The sequence below is a fragment of the Polyangiaceae bacterium genome, from assembly GCA_016715885.1.
GTDB lineage: Bacteria > Myxococcota_A > Polyangia > Polyangiales > Polyangiaceae > Polyangium.
Genome location: JADJXL010000018.1, coordinates 237,876 through 263,025, shown reverse-complemented (window position 1 = coordinate 263,025; position 25,150 = coordinate 237,876). Strand labels below are relative to the sequence as shown.

14 protein-coding genes are annotated in these 25,150 nt (G+C 60.6%); 9 read left to right on the top strand and 5 right to left on the bottom strand.

What is annotated here, in order from left to right; all coding sequences use genetic code 11:
- The first annotated feature begins 6 nt into the window (after nucleotides 1–6).
- From IPM54_22190 to IPM54_22180, 3 genes are all read left to right on the top strand, one after another.
- Nucleotides 7–3,807, top strand: a complete 3,801-nt coding sequence (locus IPM54_22190) for a hypothetical protein (GenBank protein MBK9262501.1) — start codon at nucleotides 7–9, stop codon at nucleotides 3,805–3,807.
- Nucleotides 3,808–3,821: 14 nt separating this feature from the next.
- Nucleotides 3,822–4,955, top strand: a complete 1,134-nt coding sequence (locus IPM54_22185; protein MBK9262500.1) for a UDP-N-acetylmuramate dehydrogenase — start codon at nucleotides 3,822–3,824, stop codon at nucleotides 4,953–4,955.
- 138 nt (nucleotides 4,956–5,093) lie between these two features.
- Nucleotides 5,094–6,329: a hypothetical protein gene (locus tag IPM54_22180; GenBank protein ID MBK9262499.1), complete on the top strand. Its 1,236-nt coding sequence runs from the start codon at nucleotides 5,094–5,096 to the stop codon at nucleotides 6,327–6,329.
- Nucleotides 6,330–6,373: 44 nt separating this feature from the next.
- Here IPM54_22180 and IPM54_22175 read toward each other — a convergent pair whose 3' ends face one another.
- From IPM54_22175 to IPM54_22165, 3 genes are all read right to left on the bottom strand, one after another.
- Nucleotides 6,374–7,177, bottom strand: a complete 804-nt coding sequence (locus tag IPM54_22175; GenBank protein ID MBK9262498.1) for a hypothetical protein — start codon at nucleotides 7,175–7,177, stop codon at nucleotides 6,374–6,376.
- A 35-nt stretch (nucleotides 7,178–7,212) separates the two neighbouring features.
- A complete protein-coding gene (locus IPM54_22170; protein ID MBK9262497.1) occupies nucleotides 7,213–8,235 on the bottom strand; it encodes a pirin family protein in 1,023 nt (340 codons plus the stop codon).
- A gap of 158 nt (nucleotides 8,236–8,393) precedes the next feature.
- Entirely contained in the window at nucleotides 8,394–9,251 is an 858-nt protein-coding gene (locus IPM54_22165) for a hypothetical protein (protein MBK9262496.1), read from the bottom strand.
- Between the two features lie 161 nt (nucleotides 9,252–9,412).
- Between IPM54_22165 and IPM54_22160 the strand changes: the two genes are divergently transcribed.
- Nucleotides 9,413–12,763, top strand: coding sequence for an AAA family ATPase (locus IPM54_22160; GenBank protein ID MBK9262495.1), 3,351 nt, complete (start codon nucleotides 9,413–9,415; stop codon nucleotides 12,761–12,763).
- A gap of 3 nt (nucleotides 12,764–12,766) precedes the next feature.
- On the opposite strand, the gene IPM54_22155 is transcribed toward IPM54_22160, so the two are convergent.
- Nucleotides 12,767–14,032: a DUF4384 domain-containing protein gene (locus IPM54_22155; protein ID MBK9262494.1), complete on the bottom strand. Its 1,266-nt coding sequence runs from the start codon at nucleotides 14,030–14,032 to the stop codon at nucleotides 12,767–12,769.
- Nucleotides 14,033–14,094: 62 nt separating this feature from the next.
- A complete protein-coding gene (locus tag IPM54_22150; protein MBK9262493.1) occupies nucleotides 14,095–15,765 on the bottom strand; it encodes a zinc-ribbon domain-containing protein in 1,671 nt (556 codons plus the stop codon).
- Nucleotides 15,766–16,288: 523 nt separating this feature from the next.
- On the opposite strand from IPM54_22150, the gene IPM54_22145 reads away from it, so the two are divergent.
- The 5 genes from IPM54_22145 to IPM54_22125 all read left to right on the top strand — a co-directional run bounded on the left by IPM54_22145 (nucleotide 16,289) and on the right by IPM54_22125 (nucleotide 25,117).
- Nucleotides 16,289–18,181: an OmpA family protein gene (locus tag IPM54_22145; GenBank protein MBK9262492.1), complete on the top strand. Its 1,893-nt coding sequence runs from the start codon at nucleotides 16,289–16,291 to the stop codon at nucleotides 18,179–18,181.
- A gap of 15 nt (nucleotides 18,182–18,196) precedes the next feature.
- Nucleotides 18,197–18,697, top strand: coding sequence for a hypothetical protein (locus IPM54_22140; protein ID MBK9262491.1), 501 nt, complete (start codon nucleotides 18,197–18,199; stop codon nucleotides 18,695–18,697).
- Nucleotides 18,698–18,757: 60 nt separating this feature from the next.
- Nucleotides 18,758–20,509: a methylmalonyl-CoA mutase family protein gene (locus IPM54_22135; protein ID MBK9262490.1), complete on the top strand. Its 1,752-nt coding sequence runs from the start codon at nucleotides 18,758–18,760 to the stop codon at nucleotides 20,507–20,509.
- 228 nt (nucleotides 20,510–20,737) lie between these two features.
- A complete protein-coding gene (locus tag IPM54_22130; protein ID MBK9262489.1) occupies nucleotides 20,738–23,428 on the top strand; it encodes a protein kinase in 2,691 nt (896 codons plus the stop codon).
- A 42-nt stretch (nucleotides 23,429–23,470) separates the two neighbouring features.
- Nucleotides 23,471–25,117 carry a SpoIIE family protein phosphatase gene (locus IPM54_22125; protein MBK9262488.1) on the top strand — a complete coding sequence of 549 codons (1,647 nt, stop codon included), beginning with the start codon at nucleotides 23,471–23,473 and terminating at the stop codon, nucleotides 25,115–25,117.
- Nucleotides 25,118–25,150 lie beyond the last annotated feature (33 nt).

Here is a 25,150-nt window from a genome sequence, read left to right as displayed (position 1 = left end):
GGCAGCATGGCGCTACGAATGCCATTCAATAAAATACTCTCCCGCTTCGGCCTCGTGCCCATGACGCTCGCCGCCATTGCGTGCACGCCTCCGCCCGAAGCACCTCGAACGCCCCAAAGCGCCAAGCTTGCCGAATCGTTCGTCGAAGCTTTCGACGCCGAATCCATCGATCCACTCGCTGCCTCCAAATACGTCGACGCCATCGATCGCGCCGTGGCCAATCCCCGCGATCCCGAATCGCTCGCCACGGCCATTGCCGCCATCGATGCCCTCGTTTGGCGCGACGTCGATCCCATGGGAATCCCTGGTCACCAGGGCATTGCATATCGATCCAGCGATGCGTTTCCCATCGTCGTGGATCGCTTGCGCGCCGCATTCATGGCCGCCGGCGAAAAACTCGACAGTGACGAAGACACCGGCCACCTGCCCTTCGTACGCGGCATCATTGCAATGGCGCTTCACGAGCTCGCGCTCCACGTCGGCCAAGATCAAGCCGCCATGGTGTGGGGCGAACGCCGAGGGTGCGCTCGCGTTGCTTCCATCGTCGCACCCCTTGATTGGGCCGCGCTCCGAGGTTTGTCCGAACCATCCCCCATTGCAGCATCGGGACCGTTTGCCGCCACCTACCCCGGCCCCAAACCTTTCTGGGCCACCGTCGAACCGCAAATCATCCATGCCAATACTTGCCTCCTCGACCCGAGCGCCACCATTTCATTGCCCGGCCTTCGCGCCATCGTCGTCGATATCGACAATCCCCGCCCGCAACGCATTCATTTCGCGCTTTCATCTTCCTCCGCCGCCGTCGTCGATATCGCCGGCACCCGCATCATCGAACGCGGCTTCGAATCCGGCGACAGCTATGTCACTCGTTTCGCCAATGCTATCGTCCCTCGAGGCCGCGCGCGCGTCGTCGTCCGCGTCGGTTACATGAACGATGGCAACAGCATCGAGCTCGACGTATGGGGTGACGACGGTTTGCCCATTGCCCTTCGAGCGCCCAATGCGGGCGATGTCGCAACCGTAACCGCCGTATCCAATGCCACCGCAGTCGAAATCGCTCCCGCAAGAAATGGTGAACCCTCGTTGTCGCTCGCCGTTGCTGCATTGCTTGGCGTCGGAGAAGCACGCCACGCCGAACACTTGCTCGAAACAAGCGCCCTGACCGAAAGCATGTCGCCGCGCTTGTCCCTTCTTGCCTCGCGCGCCACGGCCCAAGCCGACGACCTTCCGGATACGAAACAAATCGAACGATTGCGAGCTTATGCCGAGCGCACCTTGAAGGATTCTCCTTCTGCGTGGGAAGCTCTCATTACGCGCGCAGCGCTCACGGAACGAAGGCGCGCAGCCGAAGGCTTGGCCGACGCATTGATTGAGCTCGGCGTCACGCCACCAGCCAGCGCGGACAAACCCGCCGCTGACAAGCCACTAACGAATCCCATGCTCCTCGCCTACGTCGCTGCCGCTGCAAGACGAGGCAAAATCACCGATGTCGCCGAAGAAGCCTACCGCAAGCTCGAAACGATCGTCCCAGGATCCCCGCTTCTTTCGCGCGTCGACACGTATCTGCACAATCGTGTCGGAATGGACGCTGTCAAAGCTGCTTGTGAAGGCGGTAGCAGTCGCGCCGAGCTTGCATGCATGCACGCGCACCAAATGCGCGGAGACGCTCGCGCGGCCCTCCAAGAGCTCGGCCGAGTGCGCCATTTGCGCAATTCGCCCGAAGCGTACCGCGAGTATGAAATTGGACTCCACATTCTCGCTGGCGATCTCGATGCCACCATTGCAGCGTACGACAAAACGCCGCCCGCCGAACGCCGCATGCTCGAAGCTTTGGGGTTTGCCGCCGGAAAAAACCGACCCGATATCGTTCGTCCTCGACTCGCCCGTGATCAACTCATCGCGCGCGATGCACCTTATGCCATTCCCATTTTGCGCCGAATTCTCGCGCTCGAACCGGATCCCGCTGCGGCCCTCGAAATCGAAGGCAAGCGCCTCGTCGACGAAGATCGGGCCGCCAATGTCATGCCCGGCGCGGCGACGGCCGTCCTTCGTCACCTCGAAAAATATTCTATCGAGCCCAATGGCTTGATTCGATTCATTACGTACGACCTTCGCCGCGTCTCCGGGACGACCGACGTTGCCGAAGGCGCCGTTTCGTATGGCCCTTCATTCGAAGCCAATGTCACGCAGCGCGTATTGCGCAGGCGCATCCACAAGCAAGACGGCCGCATCGTCGAGCCGGATCGCATGGCCGCTGCCCAAAGTCACAGCGACCTCTCGCAACTCGAAAAAGGTGATTACGTCGAACAAATCCTCGAAGGATTTGCCATACCGGACGTCGGCGGACATATCGTCGCCGACGGCCCGGACCTCATGCCGCTACGCACGGGCGTGCGTGAAGCGGAAATCGAATTGCGCCGTCCCGCGTCGCTCGATTTGAGTTTATGGGCGCATCCGCTCTTGGGCAAAAGCAAGGAACGTGTCGATGGAACAGACAAAGTGAGCGTCTGGCGCCTCGAAAACCACGAGCCTCGCCGAATGGAAGACGGCGTTTCGCGTTTCGAACAAGCCGTTACCGTGAGTTTCGGAACGCAAACGTGGGGCGCCATTTCGAGGCTCGTCGATGATCACATCCGTTCGCTCGAGGACAAGGATCCCTACGTGACGCGGTTTGCCCACGAAGCCGCGGGCGAACTTGCCAAAACACCCTCCCGAGCGCTCGTTGACAAAATCGTTTCGGCCGTTGGAAAACGCGTCAAAGTGCCCGGTGGAGCCGAATTGTCCGACGTTGCCGCTGCGTATTCGTCCGGTCCTCAACGCACCACCGCACGCACGGTGCTCGAGCTTGGACAAGGCAGCCGAACGCTCGTCGTTTGGCGCGCACTTCGCGAGCTTGGAATCGATGCCCGCATTGCCGTTGCGGAAACCGAACCATTCAGCGGATCGCCCAACTTTCCCCCGCACGTGGGCCGATTCCGTTATCCTCTCGTCGTCGCACACTTGCCCGACGGCGAATTGTGGATCGACGCCGATGTCGACGGTCCTCCTTTGCCGCCCGGTCGAATCAGCCCCGAATTGCGCGGTCGAAAAGCATTGTTATCTGATGGCCGAATGCTCGACGTCAAAAGCGACGCTTCGGAAACCGGCGATCGAATGGATTTGCGCCTCGCGCTCGATGCCTCCGGCGTTGCACGCGGCACGCTCACGATCGAGCTCCGCGGCCGCGAAGCGCAATCGCTCGCCGATGCGCTCGACACGCGTGTTGGTTCCGACAGGCGCGAAATGCTACGCGACGTCGTATTGACCTGGGTCCCTTGGGCCGATGTCGAAGACGTTTCGCTCACCTCGACGGAAGGTTCGTGGGAAATCACGGTGCAAGCAAAAATTGCCGGCCATGCATTCACGCAACCCGAAACGAAAGACGGTAAAACCATTCTCTTGCCCGGATTCGAGCCCGTGCATCTCGCTCGCGGGTATGCCAGTACGCTCGCCGCGCTTTATGCTTCCCAGGCAGGACGTGAAAGTGCTTTATCGATCGAACGGCCCATTCAATATCGAGTGCGCCGCCGCATCGAGCTCCCCAAGGGCACGGTCGTGATGCGTCCCGCCGCGCCCCTGAAACTATCCAATGCCAGTTTGAACGCTTCCCGCTCGGGCACGTACGAAAGCAATGTCATCGAAGAAGAATTCGTCCTCGATTTGCCAACGGGAACGATTTCCGCCGCTGATTATGATGGATTCGTTCATCGCATTCGTACCGTCGACGATGGTTTCCTTGCGGGCACCCGCGTAAAGATGACGCCGTGATCGAAATGAAATCGATGCATCATGCGCCAGAACCCCAAGGGCTGCGCCAAAACGAACCACTCGCGGGGAAAACCACGTTTTCCGTAGGAGGCTCCGCTGCGTATTGGCTCGAAGCAAGCGACGAACAATCGGTCCAAGAGGCCATTGCTTGGGCCAAAGCGCGCGCCAAAGGCCTCACGGTGCTCGGCGGCGGCTCCAACGTGCTCGTCTCCGACCGCGGAGTCGATGGATTGGTCTTGCGCATGGGCATTCGCGGCATTCGCCACCAAATATCCGGTTCGCGCGTCCATGTATACGTCGGAGCCGGCGAATCGTGGGATGCATTCGTCCAAAAAGCCGTTACTGAAAATTGGGCGGGTGTCGAATGTCTTTCGGGCATACCGGGTGACGTCGGCGCCGCTCCCATTCAAAACATCGGTGCATATGGGCAAGAAGTTTGCGAAGTCATCGAATCGGTTCACGCCATCGATAGGCAAAATGGGACGCCCGCACGTATTGCCGCGAAAGACTGCGAATTCGGTTATCGCGACAGCATTTTCAAGGGTGCAGCGAATGGTCGATACATCGTCGTTGGCGTATCATTTTCGCTAAAGCCTAGAGGAGCCCCCGCCATTCGTTATGCCGAGCTTCAGCGATACATGAAAGAGCTCGGCAAAGACGACGCGCCCACATTGACCGACGTCCGCGCCGCGGTGCTCGAACTGCGTCGTCGCAAATCAATGCTCCTCGATCCTCGCGACGAAAACGTACGGAGCGCCGGTTCGTTTTTCATCAATCCAGTCATCGACGATGCGTCATGGGCAATCGTTCGCTCACGTATCGAATCGGCGGGCGTTCTTTCACCCGGAGAAACCATTCCGCAATTCAGTGCGGGCCCGGGCCGCTTGAAATTGGCTGCTGCGTGGCTCATCGAACGAGCAGGTTTTTCCAAAGGATACGGCGATGGTCCGGTGGGACTGTCGACGAAACACACGCTGGCCATCGTCAATCGAGGCGGCGCCAATGCAATGGATATCCTGAGCTTCGCGCGCCGTATTCGTGATGGCGTCTGCGATCGTTTCGGCGTGCAGCTCGTCCCGGAACCCGTCATGCTGGGTTTTACCCGAGACGAGATTGGGGATTTGGTAGCGAAGCCGGCGCTCGAGTGATACGACGGTTATAAGCTCCGTCAAAGTGGATTCATGTGTAGGTGGAACACCAGATTGTGAGTTGACCGTATTTGTTGGGTGGGCCGTTGAAGTCCTCTTGCAAATCATGGTGCATCGTCGATATTTGGCGACATCGCCATGCTCGTTCACCGTTCGATTTCCGCAGCCGTCATTTCGCTCGCCCTGGTGGGTTCATCCGCGCGCACGGCACTTGCCAACATGGCAGCTCCCGTGCGGGATCCCGGACGTCTCACGAGTCCGCGCATGGACACAAAAACCCCTCTCGTCGTCGAGGAGGAACGGCTGTCGTTCCAGTGCCAGGAAGTGTCGCGAGTACCATCTTGCTCATTCGAAGCCCGATACCGCGTGTTCAATCCTTCCGCCGAGCCCTCCGGTGGACACGCTGCCTTTTATGGACTTCATGCCGATGCTGTGGAGGTAAAAGTCGACGGGCGTCATGCGAACGTCAATCTAACGGCCGATGAGGTCAAGGCTCTCGACGAGGACGTCGCGGCCGCATCGGGTTCGTCGCAGCAAAGTACATTTTGGGAACGAACGAGTTTGGCCGCCGATCGGCAAGGGTTTTCCCTAACGGTGCAGCCGGGGGCGCGCGTCGAGGTCGTCGCGACCGGGTCAATGGTTCCCGGACAAACCATTTATGGTCATGGTTATTCATATAACCCTGCGGAGGGGCGGCATTATTTCCTCCATCGGGGCGATCCCGAGCGACGTATCCACGAATTCGAATACCTCGTTTCACCCATTCGCACATGGGCAGCGGTTCATCGAATGGTGGTAACGGTGCGTTATCCTTCGTCGTGGACCATGTATGGTTCGTTTTATGGAACCCCAGAGCGCTCGGCAGCGACCTGGGTCGAGCGTAAAGACGGCGATTTCATGACGTCGACAGCAACGACCGACGGAAAGGTTTCGCCCGACGCAATGGGCAACGTGCTCGAGCTGCGGTTCAGCCTGCCCGGGGATCGAGTCGAGCACGGTGGGCCGTTCGTGGGCCTCGGAGGCGCTCTCGGTTCGATGGACAAGGGGGAATTCAGGATGCGATTCGGTTATGAAATGGCAGCTCCATGGTGGCTCGTGGAGTCATTGACCGTGGATACTGATTTTAATCAACGCCTCGTGCTCGCAGCCAACGCCGAAGCTGCGCTCCCGCATCTTTTCTTCGTTCTTCCGTCGCTGAGCGTCGGTGCCGGCCTGCCCGTGCAAGTTTTACCCACGCCGACGGTCGGAATGAGGTTTTTGGCGGGTGTTCAATTCCCATTCCTCGGCTTCTCGACGTCGGTCGACATTTTTCCGGGCCTGTCGCCGCAGGAGGGCCGATATCAGGTCGCATTGCTCGGCCGACTATCGCTCTGAGCGTTTTCTCCGAAAATTCGAAGTCTCGACCCACGGCATCCCAATCAAATAGCCTTGCGTTTTCGGCATTTTGGTTTTACCGCTACGAACCCTTCGCGGTACACTTCGACGAGACGTCTTTGTAGTGTTTCCGAAATGTCCGCAGGTACCGTCGGCATGATGTCGGTATTGCCCCGCTCGAGCTGCGATGTCGATTTCAGGAAGTCTTCAGCTCGCCAAACATATTCGCCCCCCGACCACGCGTGTGACGCTACGAGAAACCGCTCCCCATCCTTCTCGAAATGAGACTCGATGACAGCCCAATGCGCGTTGAGTCCCTCGAATTCTCCGGGATTGCCCTCGTCATCCACGTCGAATGCCGCCAAACAAGGCCGCTGCCGGTCGAGCGCCCCTATCAATGTGTCCAGCGTAAAATCCTCGTGCACCACCGCTTGATAACCGAATTCCGTTGCGAGCGCAGCGAGTTGCGTAGCAAAAAACATTTCGCCTTCGGTCGTGTATCCTCGGGTGCGAGCAATTTCGAGCAGCAGCGTATGCGTGTCGGGGGCGAGCGAGTGGCTGTCGTGCCGAAAACTGTCGGACTCCTGCACCAGCACCGTCGTCGACGACGGATCGCGCATTTCCCAATAGTCCATGACCATTCCTAGCGCATACAGGCCGCATGTCGGACCTTTTTGCACGCGGCCAGGAACATCGGCGCCTCTACGCAGCGCACGAAACGCCAAGCGTGCGATTTCGTCGCGTTCCGACGGCGGGAATTCCTCGACGTTTTCAAGCGCCGCCGACGGCCGTGCTTTCACGTCTTCCGGTGGCAAACCTTGGTTCGTGTTGGGAAGTCGGTTCGACATACCGGCATGATATCAGCCATCCAAGCGTCATGAAATCACTTTTCGTGGCGCTCCGCGCGCCCATCCGCGTGTTTCGCAAATCGACCCTCGTCACGACCATGCACGGGACCGCTGCTCGACCAGGGCCAGCCTCCGAAACGCGTGCGCTGATAATCCGAAAACGTCCGCTGAATCTCCTCGCGACTGTTCATCACGAATGGACCATGCTGCACCACCGGCTCACCAATGGGTTTTCCCTGTAGCATCAAAATCTCGCATTCGTCCTCGCCGGCAACGAGCCGCAAATCGACGTCGCTACGCACGCGCACACCGACATGCGAGCGCATTTCTTGCTCGCCGATATGCAGCGACGAACCGCTGAAAAAATACAGCGTGCGCGTTGTTTTTTCACCTTTTGCCCGCGGCAACGTCCACGATGCGCCGGCTGCCATGCGTATATTCCAAATGGCTACGTCCGCATCGTCTCGAGAAGCCCACGAATGCGGCGGCGGTGATGGCGCTCGTTTCCCATCAAGCTCGCCCGCGATGATACTCACCTCGGTCGTTCGGCCCGCTTCGTCGGTCAGCGTGCAGCGCGGAATGTCGCCACTCCACAACATCGTGAAATACGCTGGTACCATTTTGTCTTCGGCGGGTAAGTTCAACCAAATTTGAAACAGCTCGAGCGGGTTGGGGTTGTCTCGCTCGATCAGCGGGAACATTTCGGAATGCTGAATGCCTCCACCCGCGGTCAGCCATTGCACGTCACCTTTACCGAATCGAGCGGTTGCACCAAGCGAATCGGAATGATCGCAATACCCACGGCGAACGATCGTCACGGTTTCGAAACCGCGATGCGGATGCTGCGGAAACCCCGGCACCACATCACCGTGGTACATGTTCCAGCCGTCTTTACCGGCAAAATCCTGCCCAATGTTACGGCCAGCCAAGGGCGCCGCTGGCCCCATTCGTTCGTTGCCTGCAGGATACGCATCGTCGTGATGCGCGCAAAACAGGAATGGATCGGTCGTTTCCCAGGTAAAACCAAGCGGACGGACATCGAGGATCGGATCGCGCATTTGGTTCAGCTTAAGGTCGAAATCTCACCGCGCAAGCCACCGAGCAAACGTCCTGGTTTCCCACGGCGACGGCGCAGCAGCTTTCAGCGGGTCACCATTGATTTTTTCATTTTCGTGCTCTTTTATTGCTCTGTCTCCAGACACCGACCCATTGAAAATCACTTTTGGTCGCTCTCGCTCTTTTCCTTCATCAATCGTTCGCCGCGCACGGGCGCGCTCAGCGCCGGCACGCTGAATTCCACGCGGAATATCGGCACGACATCGCTCCACACCACGCCTTGCCCCTGCGTCGTGTCGAGCGACAATTGCGTCCGCGGCCCACTTCTCGCGCCAGTATCGCTGTACTTGATGGCATACGCAAACGTGCCCGCTTCTTTGCCTGGTTCTTCGGCAAACCCCGAGCTCGACATCGACATGCCTTCGAGTTTGTCCGAGGACCGATACACGGGCTTACCACCGCACTGCACCGACAAGCTCGGAATGCGCGGCTTTTCACCCTTGCTCTCCAGCGTGGCCGATACGACGCACGGAGCTCCCGACCCAGCCCCAAGGCCATTCGCACGCGTCACTTTGCCATTCCATTGCACGTCGACGCGACGCGCCGGTACTTCGGGCTGCGCTGGCACGGGTTGTGGCTCGGCCTTGGGCACGGGCACCTCGGCAATGGGAACCGCCGGTGCTTCGACGACGCGATTCGGTGGCGTATTGACCGGTCGCATAACGGGCTTACTGACGATCAGAACGGATGCCATCCCCGCGCCCAATAAAACGACGGCAGCGGCCACAACCAAAGCGACCCGCGACGAGTTTTTGGGACGAGATGCTCCACCGAGCGATTCGAGCTCGGTGCGCATCATGCGCAAGTTGCCCTCGGCCTCGCGCATGCGCGCTTCGATTTGCGCAATCCGAGCGCGCTTCGCTTCGTCGTCTTGCTGCGAGCGCCGAGCGTCCTGCAAGTCTTGTTCGAGGCCCTGAATGCGCCCGCGAAGGGCATCTCGTTCGTTTCGATAGGTCATGGGCGTCTCCGTAGCTCGAGCGTATCACGCCGAGGTCCCTATCGATGCAATGCCAAACGAAGTTTTCCCATTGCAGCGGGCGGCGACCGCATTCGCGCGCCATTGAACTTTCCATGACACACGTCCCCACGCGACGCGCAATGCGCGCTACTCTCCCGCTCGTGGCCGCTTCCCACGATCCCCCCGACAACGCCGCTGCCGATGACCAAGAGGTGCAAGAAGGCGCCGACGACCCGCGTAATTTCCGCAGCTCGAGAGCCCACAAAGCCCTCGACGAAGACCAGCTCGACGAGCTTGCCGGCCGCATCGCAACGTTTCCCGAACCCATCGCAGCTTTGGCGGTCGGCATCGAAGTCGCCCGCGCAGACGGCGATGCCACGGGCATTCGCAAACGCCTTTTCGAGCTCGGCATTGGCATCGTCCGCTATGGTTTGTCCGTCGCGCTAGGCGCGCTCGCCGCAAAACTCGGAACGTCTTCCGCGCCAAAACCTCTGGCCGAATCGCTCGGACGCGCAGCGCGCATTTCCGACGGAACCTGGTGCGACCTCACGCGCACCGCTGCCGGAGCGCTCAAATCACACGACCCGCAAATCGCGCAAAGGCTCGCATTTGCTTCGCAAAAACCCCTGACCGAGCTCGTATCGGCCCGCAACGATTTCATTCATCGTGGAGGCTCCGGAGACAACGCCCTCGACAAACTCATGGCGCTGCTCGAAACGACCGACGCGCTGCTCGAAATGTCCCTGCGTCATGTCGTGTCGCTCGATCCACCCACGTTCGAAGTTCGCATGGGTACGCCGCTTCGAGGTGGCGTGTGGCGTAAGACGAAAAGCCCGGTTCCCGAAGGTGTGGAAGCGGGCATGGCGTACATCGTCCGCGAAGACGGCACATGGATGCCCGTTTCACCTTATTTGCCGCTCGTCGACAAACGCATCGTCTTCGCCGATGGCCCGCATGCCCCCGGCAAACCCTGGCGCTGCGTGGATCCCGAATCGGGCGAACACCGCGAATATCAACCCATCGATCAAGCCATTCGCAAGCTCGTCGGCGAAGACAAAAATGCTCCGCAAAAGTTGTCCGATAGTCCGCGCCTCGTCGGTCGAGAGGCCGCCATCGGCGCGCTTGTACGAGCTGCCGAGGACGCCGCGAAAGGCAGCGTGCGCATCGTGCTCTTGACCGGTTCGTTCGGCGTCGGAAGAACTCGTTTGGCGCGCGCAATCACCGAAGCATCGGCAGGCTTCGGGTTTGGCCGAGTCATCGACGTGACGTGCTCCGCCGAAAGACGAACGCCGCTACGCGCACTCCGATCGGCCATCGAAGGCGCCAAGGGCCTGGGCAAACTGCGCGATGCGATCGGACGAGCGGTCTCGGTGGAAGCAGCGATGACGCGAGCCGCGATCGATGCGTCGCTCGAAGCCATCGAAGAGGCGCTCATCGATGCGAGTTTGGAAGAACCAACCGTGTTGTCGGTCGATGATGCTCAATGGGCCGACGAACATACGCTGGGGCTGCTGCGGATGCTTGCGGATCGCGCCGTACGCAAAGCGCGCGGCAAGCTGCTCGTCGTGGTGACCGTACGAGACGAACCCAACCCGAGCGCCGCGCTCCGTCGCTTCGCAGGTCGCGTGGAACAAGGCGTCGGCACGGGGGCATCACACATGGCGCTCGAAGCCCTTTCGCCAAAGGACGCATCGCAACTCGTGCAAAACGTCGCTCCGATGGCGCGCGAGATCGAAAAAGTCGTCGTCGATGGAGCAGGTGGAGTGCCGTTTTTCTTGGTACAACCGCTGCTCGTTTGGAACGAGACGGGCGTGCTCGTGTGGAAAGACGGCAAGTGGCAACCACGCGATGAATCGATCCTGCGTTCCGCAGTCCCGGGCGTGCGGGATCTCCTTCGCGCAAGGCTCGAATCGTTCTTCGACCCAGGTTCGGATGGTGAACGCGCAGCTCAGCACGTGCTCGCATGCGTCGCGCTTTACGGCGGAGGGCTTCCCGTCGAACAGCTCGTGGCCGCCGTCGAAGCGGCCGGGACAAACGATCGAGCTGCCGAGCAGGCGCTCGAATTGCTCGTCGAATCAGGGCTGCTCGTGGTGCGCGGAGAACGGCAGGAACACGGGTTCGGCCAAGAGATCATGCGGCACGCCGCGCTCGAAGATCTCAAGCAAAAACCGTGGTTTCGCCGCGTGCATCGCAGTTTGCTCGAAGCGGTTTCTCGGGGCGAACAAGCCGCCGACAACGCACCGTTTCTCGCGGCTGGATACGAATCGCTCGGTGATCGCGAAGAGGCTGCGCGATGGCTCGGCAGCGCCGTTGCGAGTGCTCTGGCGGGCGGGGCGTTCGAGCAAGCGATCGAGTTTGCCGAACGGCTCGCGAAAATCGCCAAGACGAGCGCCGAACGAGCGCGTGCGGAGCTTTCCGCAGTCGATGCGCTCGTGCGCGAGGGACGCGCCGGAGACGCCAAAGAACGGCTCGAAAGGATTCCGCTCGAAGGCGTTTCCGACATCCACGTACGCATCGAAGCGCGTGTGCTCACGTTGTCGATTGCAGCGACGCTGAGGCACTTGCCCGCGGATCACGATCCGAACCTCGTCGCCGATGCCGATGCTCACGGCGAGCTTGGTTTGCGCATCGAAACGAGGCTCGCGGTGGCGCGCTTCGTGCGCGGTCACCGAGGTCTCGCGCTGGCCGAAGAGGCGATCACGCTTGCGGCGGATGCGCCGCTCGATCTGCGTTACCGCACGCTCGCGATGCGCCTGGAAATCCTGAGCGAAGTGGATCCGAGTGACTACGCGCGGTTTTCTCGCGCCGCAGAAATGGCGCGTCTGGCTGCTCGCGACCTGAAGAGCCCGTGGGCCGAGCTCGATGCAGACAACTACCTCGCGATGGCGCAGTTCCACACGGGAGACTTTGCAGGTGCAATCACGATGTTCGACAGCATCGCGGAGCGCGCAAAAGCATTGAAGTTCGGGACGATTCACCGCGAGGTGTCGACGAACAGCGCCGTGGCAGCGTTGCGCATGGGCGACCCGGCGCGCGCTGCAAAGTCGGCCAAGCTCGCAGCAGACACGGCGCGCGCTGCGGGCGACGTCGTGACGCTCACGGCTGCGCAGTCCGCATGCTCGGATGCGCTGCTTCAGGTAGGCGATCTTCAAGCCGCGAAAGCTGCTGCGGACGAGGCGATCGAGATTTCTCTCGCCGGTGGGCACGACTATCACGCCGCGGTATCGCTCTTGCGTCGCGCTGAGATTCTCGCGCGGATGGGAGACGCTGCGGCAACGGACGATGCAGCGTTGGCTCGTGCCCGCGCCGAACATGCAGGTGACACGGACCTCGTAACGCGCTCGGAAATTTGGGCACTGCTTCACGCGGCTCGCACGGGCGTGCCCGATGCGACGACGAAGCTTGCGGATGCTCTAACGCAAATAGAGAGCTCGAAACCAACCCTTCGAGCTCCAACGAAACGGCTGCTGGATACGGCGCGCCAAACGCTCGCGTCGGTTGTGGCTACGTGACGACTACTCGATCAAGAGCCCGCCACGCGACTTTGGTTTCTTGGGCTCGCTGCCGTCTTTCTCGATGAGCAGTCCCCCGCGCGTCTTGGGTTTTCCGCCGTCGCGTTCGATGAGGAGCCCACCGCGCGCCTTCGGAGCCTGCGACGCGTAACGCTTGGCCGCGTCGGCATACCCAGCGAGCGTCGTGTGCTCGAACGTGAAGTTGTAGACGATGAGCTTGTCGCCAGGTTCGGTCACCGCGCCGATCGATGCGCCTTCACCAAACCCGCCGCTCACGTCGAGCTCGAGGCCTCGCGTGCGGGTGCATCCGCCCGAAGAAGGTGCCGCATCGAGCTCCAAACCGCGGCATTTGCGATCCACCGACCCCGTCGTCGGAAGCGATTCGAAGCCGGCGAGGAGTTTGTCTTGACCGATGTTCGTGGTCTTTCCTTCGCGTACGCGTGCAAGCGCTTGATCGAGCGATGCGAGCGGCGTGCGTGATGCAGCGAAGTAGACGTGTTCGATCCCGATGTCTTTGTCGTTGACGCGGAACTTGAGATCGCCGTTCGGAATCCGAATTCTGGACTCGCCCGCGAGCGGGTTTGTTGTTCCGATCCGTTCGTCCGGGAAGAGCACCGATACTTCACCCTTGGACGATTTTTGAAAGATGTACACGTACGCTTTGGGCATCACTTCGACCCAGAACCACACGCGAGCCTCCGTGGGCAGCGGTGCGCCAGGACGAACCGTGATGCGTTGCCCGCCTGCGTCGGGGGGCAAGTCCGCTTCCAGCGCGAGCCGCAAGGCGACTTCTTCGACGCGGTCTGCGGGGGGTACGGTGTGTCGGTAGAGCGAATCGAGCGCTAGGACGCGGTCGTCGTCGGAGGGAGCGGTTTTGACTTTTTCGACGAGGACCGGGACCTTTTCGAGCTTCTCGCGAATCTCTTTGGATTCGGTGTTGTATTCGGTTTTGTTGAGCGCGCAGGCGTTGTAGTCGCGGCAAAGGCGCGTCTGGACGGTGATGAAACGTTCGGTCGCTTCGTTGATGCGCCGCAGAGCGGTCTCTTCGAACTTTGCCGCTCCTGACGCGAGGTTCATGATTCCAAACCCACCGTCGGCCTTGTAGCCCTGGTAGGACACCTCGCTGGAACAGTCGACGCTCGGGCGTGGCTCACCGCCGCATTGGACGTTGCTCGCGGTCTTGACAGTGCACGCGGCGCTGGCGAGGACGATGGTGGCAACGGCGGCTGCGCCGCTGCCCAGTTGAAAGAAGCTTCGGCGATGAAGCATAGGATCGCTCTGTGGGGGGCTGAGGGAACTGAGGTCGAACGCGCGTGAGACGGTTCGGCCTGTCAGTTGATGGTAACGGATTTCGTGACGGCGACAGGCGAGCCCGAGAAAGGCGGAACCTTTGCGCCGCGGAAGGCGGCAGCGATGCATCCGCCAACAGCCGTCCCGGCAAACGGGGCACCTTGCACGACGGAGGAAGTCACGTTGCCGCTTGGTGCAAACGTGACCCTGACTCTAGCGGTGCCCGTGGGGCCATCGGGCTTCTTGCAACCCCTGGCGGCGCCAGCAGCGCCGCCAAGCGCCGAAGACGCAGCGGCTCGGTTGAACTCCGCGCCTCCCGCAGGCGGCTCTGGGGTGGGCGCCGGCGTTGGAGTAGGCGCAGCCGTGGTCGCCGCCGTCGTCGCCGCCGTCGCGGCAGTACCGGACGGTTTGCCCGTACCCGCTGGCGCCGGGCCGCCGGAAGCCGACTTGTTCGTCGTGCCCGGATCGCCACCCGCAGGCGGTGCGGTGTTTGCCCCGGCGGTATCGTTCGCCGCAACGGTCTGCGTTGGTGTCGGTGTTGGCGTCGGCGCGGCCGTCGTTGTCGGTGCAGCCGATTGTGTGGCCGTCGCGCCCGCCGAGTTTGCCGTGGTACCGTTTTCCGCGGTGGCCTCGGTGTCCGAGGGTCGCGTCAGGAAAAACGCTGCTGCTCCCGCAGCCACGACGCCGATGAGAACGCCCACGATGATCCCCACGGGGCTCTTCTTCTGCGCCGGCGGCGGATACGACATCATCCCGCCCATGGCGGCAGCCGGTGGCGGCATGCTTCCACCCATCGCCATCGGAGCCTGCACCTGCGGCATCGCCTGTGGTGGTGGCGGAGGAGGCTCGATGACCGGCGCCATGATCGGCGGAGGCGCAAGCATCGCCCCACCCATGCCACCGCCGCCACCGAGACTCATGATGTCATCGAGGCCGCTGCGAGCTGGTTTCTTTTTCGGGCTCAGGTCTTCTGCGACGGCCTTCTCGGTGGCCGTGAGTGCGGCGAGCGAGAAGAGCACCGAGTTTTCGTTGCGTTCGCCGACGGCGCGCTGATCGGACGATCTTGCCGGACCCGCTCCACCACCATCGAAGGGACTGCCGCCACCGGCACCGAACAAGTCTTGTCCCCCGCGAGCTGCCTTGCGTGCCGCGGTCGGAGCAGCGGCAGCGGCCGCAGGTTGTGGAGCATAATGCGCCGCAGCAGCCTCCGGAGCCATCGCGACCGTTGCGTTCATGTCATCGTCGGTCGGAGGCGGCGGAGCGGCCGGTGCGGGTGCGGGCGCGGGCGCAGGCGCTGCATGCGCCGCATGCATCACCGACTGCAACTCGGCCACTTGCGAAAGCGGCTGCCAGTCAGCCATGCCGTCTCGCCAAACGTACGTGTCACCGGTGATCGTACCCGCAGCAAAAGCTGCCGCGATCTGAGCAGACGACATCGTGCGTTGGTCATCATCGGCAACGTTGACCGTCCAGTCACCGCCACCTCCACCACCGCCCATATCCGCCGTCGGGTCTCCCGAGAAAACGCGGGTTGCGCCGTCTTCTTCCTCGGATTCCGCACCTTGACCATGAGCATCGACAGGTGCGGGCTCGTTCGCATTGACCACGATCGCTGCGCCGCACTTCTTACACTTGATCTTGACGGTCTTCCCGACGACTTTTTCGTCGGCAATGGTGTACTTCGCCTGGCAAGACTGACACGTAATCTTCATTGGGACGGTTGCCCTTCGCGATTGCGCGCATGATGGCACGACCGAACTTCGTCGTGCCCTTTATCCACAACCCGGTCGTCTACTACGGCTCTACGTGCGCCGATCCCGAGCATAGCGGCTTGTGGCAGATTCGATCAAGCTAACGTGCAATCGAACGAAGACACTTGATTGCGCTTCACACCGAGCCGCCATTTCCAGCGTTTTTTGACGCAACTCGTTCACCCGTTCAGTGCCGCCGGCGATCGACGGCACGCCGCTTACGACGCTGGCCGGCCACGACCCGCTCAGGGTAAGTTTGTCGTGGGCGAAGACTCGTTTGGCCGAGACACACGGCCAAGCCGTGGTCGACACAGCGCTCGCGACGATGGATCTACGGCCGAGCAAAGTCGCAATTCGTCACGTCCTCGGGCGATGATGCTTGCGCCGCGTGACGATCCTGCGTGCCAATTGACGTAACCTTCAATTCCTTCGATTCTAAAGCGTTGGAACGACACTTCCTTCGCCACGCACGACGAGGTCTTCGATGGTAACGACACGCGGCTCACGGTTTGCCCCTCTTCGCATGACAGCATCGCTCGCGGCGATGCTTTGCGCTCTAGGCGGCTCCTCCGCGGCGCTCGCGCAAACATCGAGCCCGGACCGCATTCCCGAGGCATCCGGCGCGGGCGCGGACTTGCACCTCTTTCGGCCAGCCGTCGACGCGCGTGGGTTTTTCTCGGTCAACGGCGCCAGCGTCCTACCGCATAAAGCCATCAGTTTCGGCCTCGTGCTCGACTACGGACACGGCTTGCTTCCACTGTCTCCAGGACACGGCACCGAGTACATGGTCGACCATGCCTTGCAAGGCACGTTCAACTTCAACTACGGCCTCTTCGATCGCCTCGTCGTCGGTCTCACCGCACCCGTCGTGCTCAATTGGGGCAAGTCAGTCACCGACATCGGCCCAGGTGGCACCGCAAACTACAACGCGTCGGGCCTGACGGCTCAAGCGCTCGGCGCCTTCGCCCTGCACGCAAAGTTCATGATCCTTCCGCCCACGAGCGTCATCGGCTTGGCGCTCGTGGCTCAAGGCGGCGTCGGCATCGGCCAAGTACGCAACTTCGCGGCTGAACCTGGTTTTTATTATTGGCCTCAAGTCGTTGTCGAAAAGCAGTTCGGCGAGACAAACGTCGTTCGTCTCGGTCTGAACGCAGGCTTCCGCGGTCATACCGGGCCCAATGCTTCGTTCGGCACGGGAGCGGACGGCAAACCCGTCTTGTCCTCGGGCGTCTTCGAATACGGCAACCTTGCAACCGCCGGTTTCGCGGCTGCCATTCGCATCTCCGACAAGTTCGACCTCACGGCGGAGACCTATGCGACCTACTTGGCCGGCGGTGGATCGGACAGCCGTCAGCGCCTGAGTGCCGAGGCGCTTGGTGGTTTCAAAATTTTCGTCCAGAAAAACACGTACCTCTACCTCGCAGGCGGCATTGGATACACGCCGGGTTTCCAGTCGGCCGATCAACGCGGGGTGCTCGGATTCGTCTTCGAGCCCTTCATGGAAGATCGCGATGGAGATGGCATCTACGACGATGTCGATGTGTGCCCGGACGAACCCGAAGACAAGGACGGCGACGAGGACGCGGATGGTTGTCCCGAGCAAGATCCGGTGGACGAACCGGTCAAAGTGCGCACGGGCGACAGCGACGGTGACGGCATTTTGGACGTCGAGGATCAATGCCCGAACAAGCCCGAAGATCCCGACGGCTGGATGGACAAGGACGGCTGCCCCGAACCGGACAACGACAAGGACGGCATCCTCGACGGAGACGATCGCTGCATGAACGTCGCGGAAGACAAGGACAACTGGCAAGACGAAGACGGTTGTCCCGAGGACGACAACGACGCCGACGGCATCCTCGACGGCAAGGACAGTTGTCCGAACGAACCGGAAACGTTCAACAACGTCGACGACGAAGATGGTTGTCCGGACAAAGGCAGCGTCATCGTGCAGGACAACAACGTCCTCATCTTGGAAAAGGTCCAGTTCGAGACCGCAAGTGCCAAGATTCTCCCGCAGTCGTTCCCGCTCTTGGATGCCGTCGCGGCGGTGCTGAAGCACAGCCCGCACTTCGTGCTCGTCGAAGTGCAGGGACATGCCGACGTGCGCGGAGCTCCGGCGATGAACGTCAAGCTGACCCAGGACCGAGCCGACTCGGTCGTCAAAGCGCTCGTCGAGCGTGGCATCGACAGGCAACGCCTACGCGCCATGGGCTTCGGTCCCTACTGCCCGATCGATCCGGCCAACAACGCGACTGCGTGGGAGAAGAATCGTCGCGTCGAGTTCAAGATCGTGCGGACGAAAGACGGCCCCACCACCGTCGAGCTTGGATGCGACAAGGCGCGTGCGAAGGGCATCGTTTCCCCGCCGCCTTGATCTATCGTCGATGGCATGTGCAGCGCGCGTTTTTCAGTCCAAACCGCTCTTTTACTCGTTCTGTCGAGTTTGCTCACCGGGTGCATCGGTGACGACGAAGCCATCATTTTCGTCGAGCCCAGCGTGAATTCGCCCGAAGCGTCGATCGCTGGCAGCGTCCTCGGGTCCACGGTCACTGGTGCATTTCAGCTTCGCTTGGTCCTCGGTCCTCGAGCGAGCGGTTCGAGCACCGTGGCGATTGGTTCCGTGAACATCACCGATGCGGAGAATAAGACGGCGGTCGTGTCTGGGTTGTCGCTCGTGACGTCGCAGTCGTTTCCGCTCACGGTTGCGCCGAGCAGCGACGTGAAGCTCGACGTCACGTTCGACATGGGTGACAAGACGGTGCCGATGACGACGGTCGACGCGCTTTGCAAGGCGCCCGGTGTTCGGATTGCGGGCACGATCGACGACAGCTTGCAGGACGCGGCCACGCCATTTGCGTCCGACGTGTTTGCAGTGACGGGTTGCCCGTAGGGAACTACGGGACAAGGGTGCTGCCGACGCGCTACATTCCGCGGGCAAGGAACGTGGACGATGGCAAACGATGACCCGCGCGCGCTCGAATCGGACGAGCGGCATTTTTCCAGCGGCGGCTCGGGCGAAAGCTTGGGCCTCGACGAAGCAGGTTTGAGCGCTCTGCGTACGGCGATTGCGGCGTGGCGCGTGGGCCCCGTGGCGGAAGCCGAAAGACGCGTTCCTCCGCGCGCCAAGACGTTCACCACGTGGAGCGGAGTCGAGGTTCCGGACGTCGCGACGCCTGTGGACAAACGCGTCCATTACAAGGCCGAGCTCGGTTTGCCCGGGGAGTATCCGTTTACGCGTGGTGTCCAGCCGACGATGTACCGCGGCAAACTTTGGACGATGCGCATGTTCGCCGGCTTTGGAACACCGGAACAAACGAACGAACGTTTCAAATATCTCCTGGCCGAGGGACAAACCGGTTTGTCCACGGCTTTCGACTTTCCCACGCTCATGGGATACGATTCGGATTCGCCCAGGTCGCTCGGGGAAGTCGGCATGTGCGGCGTCGCGGTCGACACGCTTCGCGACATGGAGGTGCTTTTCGACGGCATTCCGCTCGACAAAGTCACGACGTCGATGACCATCAATGGTCCGGCGATCGTGCTGCTCGCGTTTTACATTGCGCTTGCGGACAAACGTGGCATTTCGCGCAAATCCATTGGTGGCACGGTCCAAAACGATTGCTTGAAGGAATTCATTGCGCAGCATGCGTGGCTCGTGCCGCCGCGACCGGCAATGCGTATCGTGACGGACATGATCGAATTCTGCTCCCGCGAAGTTCCGCGCTGGAATACGGTCTCCGTGAGCGGGTATCACATTCGCGAAGCTGGAGCGACGGCGGCGCAGGAGCTTGCATTCACGATTGCGGACGGCTTGGCCTATGTCGAAAGCTCGATTGCTCGCGGGCTCGAAGTCGACGAATTCGCGCCACGCTTGTCCTTTTTCTTCGACGTGCACAACGACTTTTTCGAGGAAATTGCCAAGTTTCGTGCGGGCAGGCGCATGTGGGCTCGTTTCATGCGCGAGCGGTACGGGGCACGCAAGGCCGAAAGTTTGAAGCTTCGAACGCACGCGCAAACCGCCGGCGTTTCGCTCACTGCGCAACAGCCCTACAACAACATCGTTCGCGTATCATTGCAAGCGCTCGCCGCGGTACTCGGCGGCACGCAATCGCTGCACACGAATTCGCTCGACGAAACCTATGCATTGCCCACGGAAGACGCCGTGACGATTGCGCTGCGCACGCAGCAAATCATTGCGCACGAAAGTGGCGTCGCCAATACCATCGACCCGCTCGGAGGCAGTTATTACGTCGAATGGTTGACGGACAAAATCGAAGCCGAGGCGCTCGATTACATTCGTCGCATCGATGAAATGGGCGGTATGGTCGTGGCGGTCGAAAAAGGTTATCCGCAGCGTGAAATTGCCGCATCGGCGTACCGTTTCCAGCGCGAAATGGAGGATGACGAACGTGTCGTCGTCGGCGTGAACAAATACGTCGCATCCGCGGAGAAAAACATTCCCACGCTCAAAATCGACGAAGAAGTGCAGCGCGCGCAATGCGCAAACTTGGCCAAAGTCAAAGCAGGCCGGAGCCAAGATGCCGTGAGGCAAGCGCTTTCGGCCGTACGCGAAGCCGCTCGAGGCACCCACAACCTCATGCCTCCCATCATCGCCGCAGCGTCGGTTTATTGCACCGAACAGGAAATTTGCGACGTATTGCGGGACGTCATGGGTACGCATTCGGATCCGGCCGAGTTCTGATTTGCACAGGCGCCACGGCGCAGAGGCGCAATTTTCAAATCCCAAGTTGGCAATTCTGGTAGCTATTGCAGAGACCACGTCTTTGCGACTTTGCGCCTTTGCCCCTTTGCGATAAATTCTTTATGAAGGCTGGCGCGCAGGTTTGCACCCATACACTCCAAAATTGCCTTCACTCGAACCATTCGATGCTCTAGGCAAGACCTTCGCCTCCAGTTACGATCCCGCACCATGCGCTTTTCGACGGGCCAGACCATCGGACGGTACGTCATCGAGTCGCTCCTTGGCGAAGGTGGCATGGGCGAGGTGTACCGCGCTCGCGATTCGAAGCTCGAACGCAAGGTCGCTCTGAAAGTCCTCCGCAACGATACCGATGGATCCAGCGAGGACTGGGAGCATGCGGTGATGCGCATGCAACGCGAAGCCCAGGCGGTCGCCGCGTTGTCGCACCCGGGCATCGTTGCGATTTACGACATCGGCGAACACGAAGGCAGTCCATTCATCGCAATGGAGCTCGTTGGAGGCCAGCCCTTGCGCGAGATCATCGGCAAAGACACGCCCATGGGAACTCGCTTGCGGATTTTGCTGGACGTGGCACGAGCGCTCGGGGCGGCCCACGAAGCCGGATTCGTGCACCGGGACATCAAACCGGAAAATATCCTGGTGCGCGAAGACGGCGTCGCCAAAGTGCTCGATTTCGGCATTGCACGAAAAACCTCGCATCGAGCGGATGCCAATATGCCAACGCTCGACATCCAAGGCGCGACCGTCGACGCGGCCCTCGTGGGAATGACGGCCGAAGGAGCGCTCGTCGGCACACCCGCATACATGGCTCCCGAGCAGCTTCGAGGTGAAACGGCGGATGCGCGCGCGGATCAATTCGCGTGGGGCGTCGTCGCTTACGAGCTTCTCAGCGGAAAACACCCATTTCAGACGGAAAAAGGCGCCGTGGGATTGCTCGCATCCATTTTGAGCGACGTGCCGCCGCCTCTTTCGGGAATTCCCGACGGAATTGCCGCCGTCGTCATGCGGGCGCTCGAAAAGGAGCCCGAACATCGTTGGCCTTCGATGCAAGAAATCGCCTTGCAATGCGAAGCGTTCATCACGGATGGCGATGTGCGAAAAGTGCCCACGGGACCTCGGCCCGAGCTCGCTTCTATTTCGCCGAGCCAAACGGGCAGCGTGACGCGAGAAACACCCCGATCGTGGAGCCGATGGCTGATCGGGCCGGTCGTCGGCATCATTGCGCTTTCTGCCCTTGCATTCGGACTCCGGCAGCGTTCGGCGCCGATCATCGCACCCGTCACATTGCCATCGGCGGCTCCCCTACCGCCCACGACCGCTACGGCGATCACGGATTTGCCCATTCCTGCGTCGAACAACGTGGAAGCGCTGGCTGCGTTTCGTGAAGGATTGCAATCCATCCGCGATGCACGGTGGACCGCGGCAGCCGCCGCATTCAATCGCGCGCGACAAGCGGACCCGGGTATGGCTGCGGCCCATCTGCGCTTCGCGGTGATTGGATTTTCCTATGAAGTCACGAGCGCGCGCGACGCTTATCGCAAGGCGCTTGGGCTTCGTTCTTCGTTGACGGAGCGGGATCAGGGTTTTCTTCATGCAATCGAGCCCGTGATCCAGCGCGAACCGAGTGATTATGGCGAAGCGGCCAAACGATTCGAAACGCTCGTCGCCCGTTATCCGGGCGATGCAGAGCTCACGTTCTGGCTTTCTCGGACCTCATTTTACCACAGTAGTACGCCGGAATCGTTAAAACGAGTCGTCGAGCTGAACGAGCGCTGCGTGGAATTGGACCCTCGATATGCCGACTGCTGGCAAACGAAGGCCAGCGCATTGTCGGTGAGCGGCAGGCTCGACGAAGCCGTCACGACGCTCGATGAATGCATCAAGGTGTCCGAGAACGGGGTCGACTGCCTGCTCGACAAAATCAGAATCGATTCGGTGCTCGGTCGTTGTGACGTGGTCGTCGAATCTGCGCGTCAATTGAAAACGAAGGATCCCTCCGCGCTGAATGCGTCCTTGCTCCTTGCCGAATCGCTCTACTTTTCTGGCGAACCGGAGCCCGTCGTGCGCGCGGCATTCGCGGACGCGGAACGGCGTTCGCGGGAGGCTGGAAGGCTTTACGAAGCGAGCAAGGCGCAGCTCCACCTGGCCATTGCATTCGGAGATTTCGCGACGGCGCTCGACCACGCCAATTCGATGGCCACATCCATGACCCTGCCCGGCCCCGCCGTTGCGATAGGGCTTTATTTGCTTCGCGCTGAATTGTATGTGGAAATGGGAAAAATCGCGGAAGCGGCAGCCGTTGCCGACGAATTTTTTGTCGAGCGCGCATTGCATCCCACGAATTCCAATGACATGCAAATCGACGCCACACTGGGCATGCACGCGCTTCGCCTTCGTGCGGGGAAGCTGTCGCGTAGCGAATTCGAAAGCCTGCGTGCTGCATGGTTGGCAAAGCAAAAGCCGGTGACGAATTTCGATCACTACATGGTTTGGCTCGCAGCATATGCAATCCCTACCGTTTTTCCCGATCTCGCCCAAGATGCCATCGACAATGCGAGCAAGATTCCGCGCAAGTGGCATCCGAGCACGATTCCCTTTGCAAAATCGCTGGCATCGTTTCAGGGTCGCGTGTTCATGCTCGCGGGCAGATATGCAGAATCATTGCCCTTTTTCGAACAGGGCTTACGCGTCTGCACGGTGGACGATGCAAGCTTGTGGCATACGCAAACCATCGCACAAACGGGCATCGCACGGGAAGCCACTGGGGACAAACCCGGCGCTTGCAAAGCTTATGAGCAGGTGCTTTCACGATGGGGTAAGTCCAAACAATCCGTAACGGTCAAAGATGTCCGAAGGCGTGCAAAAAAAATCGGATGTGAAGCAATGTCTGGCAAATGAACGCCTAGAAGGTTATGATCCAGTTTTCCCACGAGGACGACCATGACGTTCACGCCACGCCGCGCGCCTAGTGAACAGCGGACCGAAATCGATCGCATCCTGCGACACGCCGCGCTGCTCCAAGTCAAGCTCGCCGGCGTCGCGAGCCTCTTGCGGGAACGTGGCAAGTGGCTGTCGAGCGAAGTTGCCGACGATCTCGACGGGCTTTCGCAAGCTTTGGCGGGCTTTCGCAAAGCGACGGAACAGGAAAAGGAGCAGCAGAGCGCGATGCCGCGAGAAGCGCAAATGGCGCTTTTCGAGGTCAGCAAGTCCATCGGCGCGTCGCTCGATCTGCAAACGGTGCTCAACAACATCATGGACGCCGTCATCGAGCTGACGAAGGCCGAGCGAGGTTACCTCGTGCTCGTCGAAGACTCGGGACGGCAAAGCGTAAAGGCCGCACGCAACGTCGACCAAGACAGCATACAGAGCATGGAGTTTGCCTATTCCAGCACCGTCGTGGGCGAAGTGCTGAAGACCGGCAAAAGCATTCTGACGGCCAATGCGCAATCGGACGAACGATTCAAGACGAAACGCAGCGTCATGATGTTTCGATTGACGAGCGTCATGGCCGCACCTTTGCGTATCCGCGGCAAAGTCATCGGAGTTCTCACCGTCGACAATCGCGTTTTTGCTGGTCAATTCACGCAACAAAAGCTGGAAATGCTCGAAGCATTCGCCAGCCAAGCGGCCATTGCCATTCACAACGCGCAACTTTTCGGACAAACCGACGAGGCGCTGAAGCAACGTGTCAAAGAGCTCGAAGACGTCCACCGTGAGCTGAAACTTTCGCGCGAACGAGCAGAAAAGGGCCTTTCGGCCATCGAGCGCGAAATGCAAATGGGTCGGGTCTTGCAATCCGAATTTTTGCCGCGAAACTTGCCGTCCGTTCCTGGGTGGCAAATTGCCTCGCGCTTTTTGCCGGCTCGGCATCTCTCGGGCGACTTCTACGACGTGTATGCGCTCCCTTCGGGCGAATTTGCTTTCGCCGTGGCCGACGTGTGCGACAAAGGCGTCGGCGCGGCGCTTTTCATGTCGCTCGTCCGAGGCCTCTTGCGCCACCACGCCTCACTCGCCAAAACGCCAGAAGAGCTTTTGCAATGCATCCCACTCACAAACGATTACCTCGCGCGTAATCACGGCCATGCCGGCATGTTCACCACGCTCTTTTTGGGCATCATCCATCCAGAAACCGGCAAATTTCAATACATCAATTGCGGCCAAGACGCACCCATCGTCATTGCGCCAACGGGTGCCGAAACGCGCCTCGAATGCACCGCGCCCGCGCTCGGAGCCATTGCCAACCTCGAATTCGACTGCGCTCAGGTCATTTTGTTGCCCGGTGATACGTTCGTCGCATTCACCGATGGCGTCGTCGATGCCCTCGATACACGAGAAAAACAATTTGGCGAAGAAGATTTCCTGGATATCGTGCGGCACGGTTCGTCGTCCGTGACCGCGCTGCTCGGTACCATCGAAACGGCCGTGAAAAAGCACATCGGTTCGGCGGCTCAATACGATGACATTACGCTGTTTGCGATCCGGCGCAACCCGATGCATCGTGGCGATGCGACGGGCCAGCACAATGTGACTCTTTCCCGAGCGGCGCTCGCCGATGCATTGAATAAAACCCGCGTCTCCGAAAAATGACGGCTCACGCCCCCCGCTGCATACATACGCTTT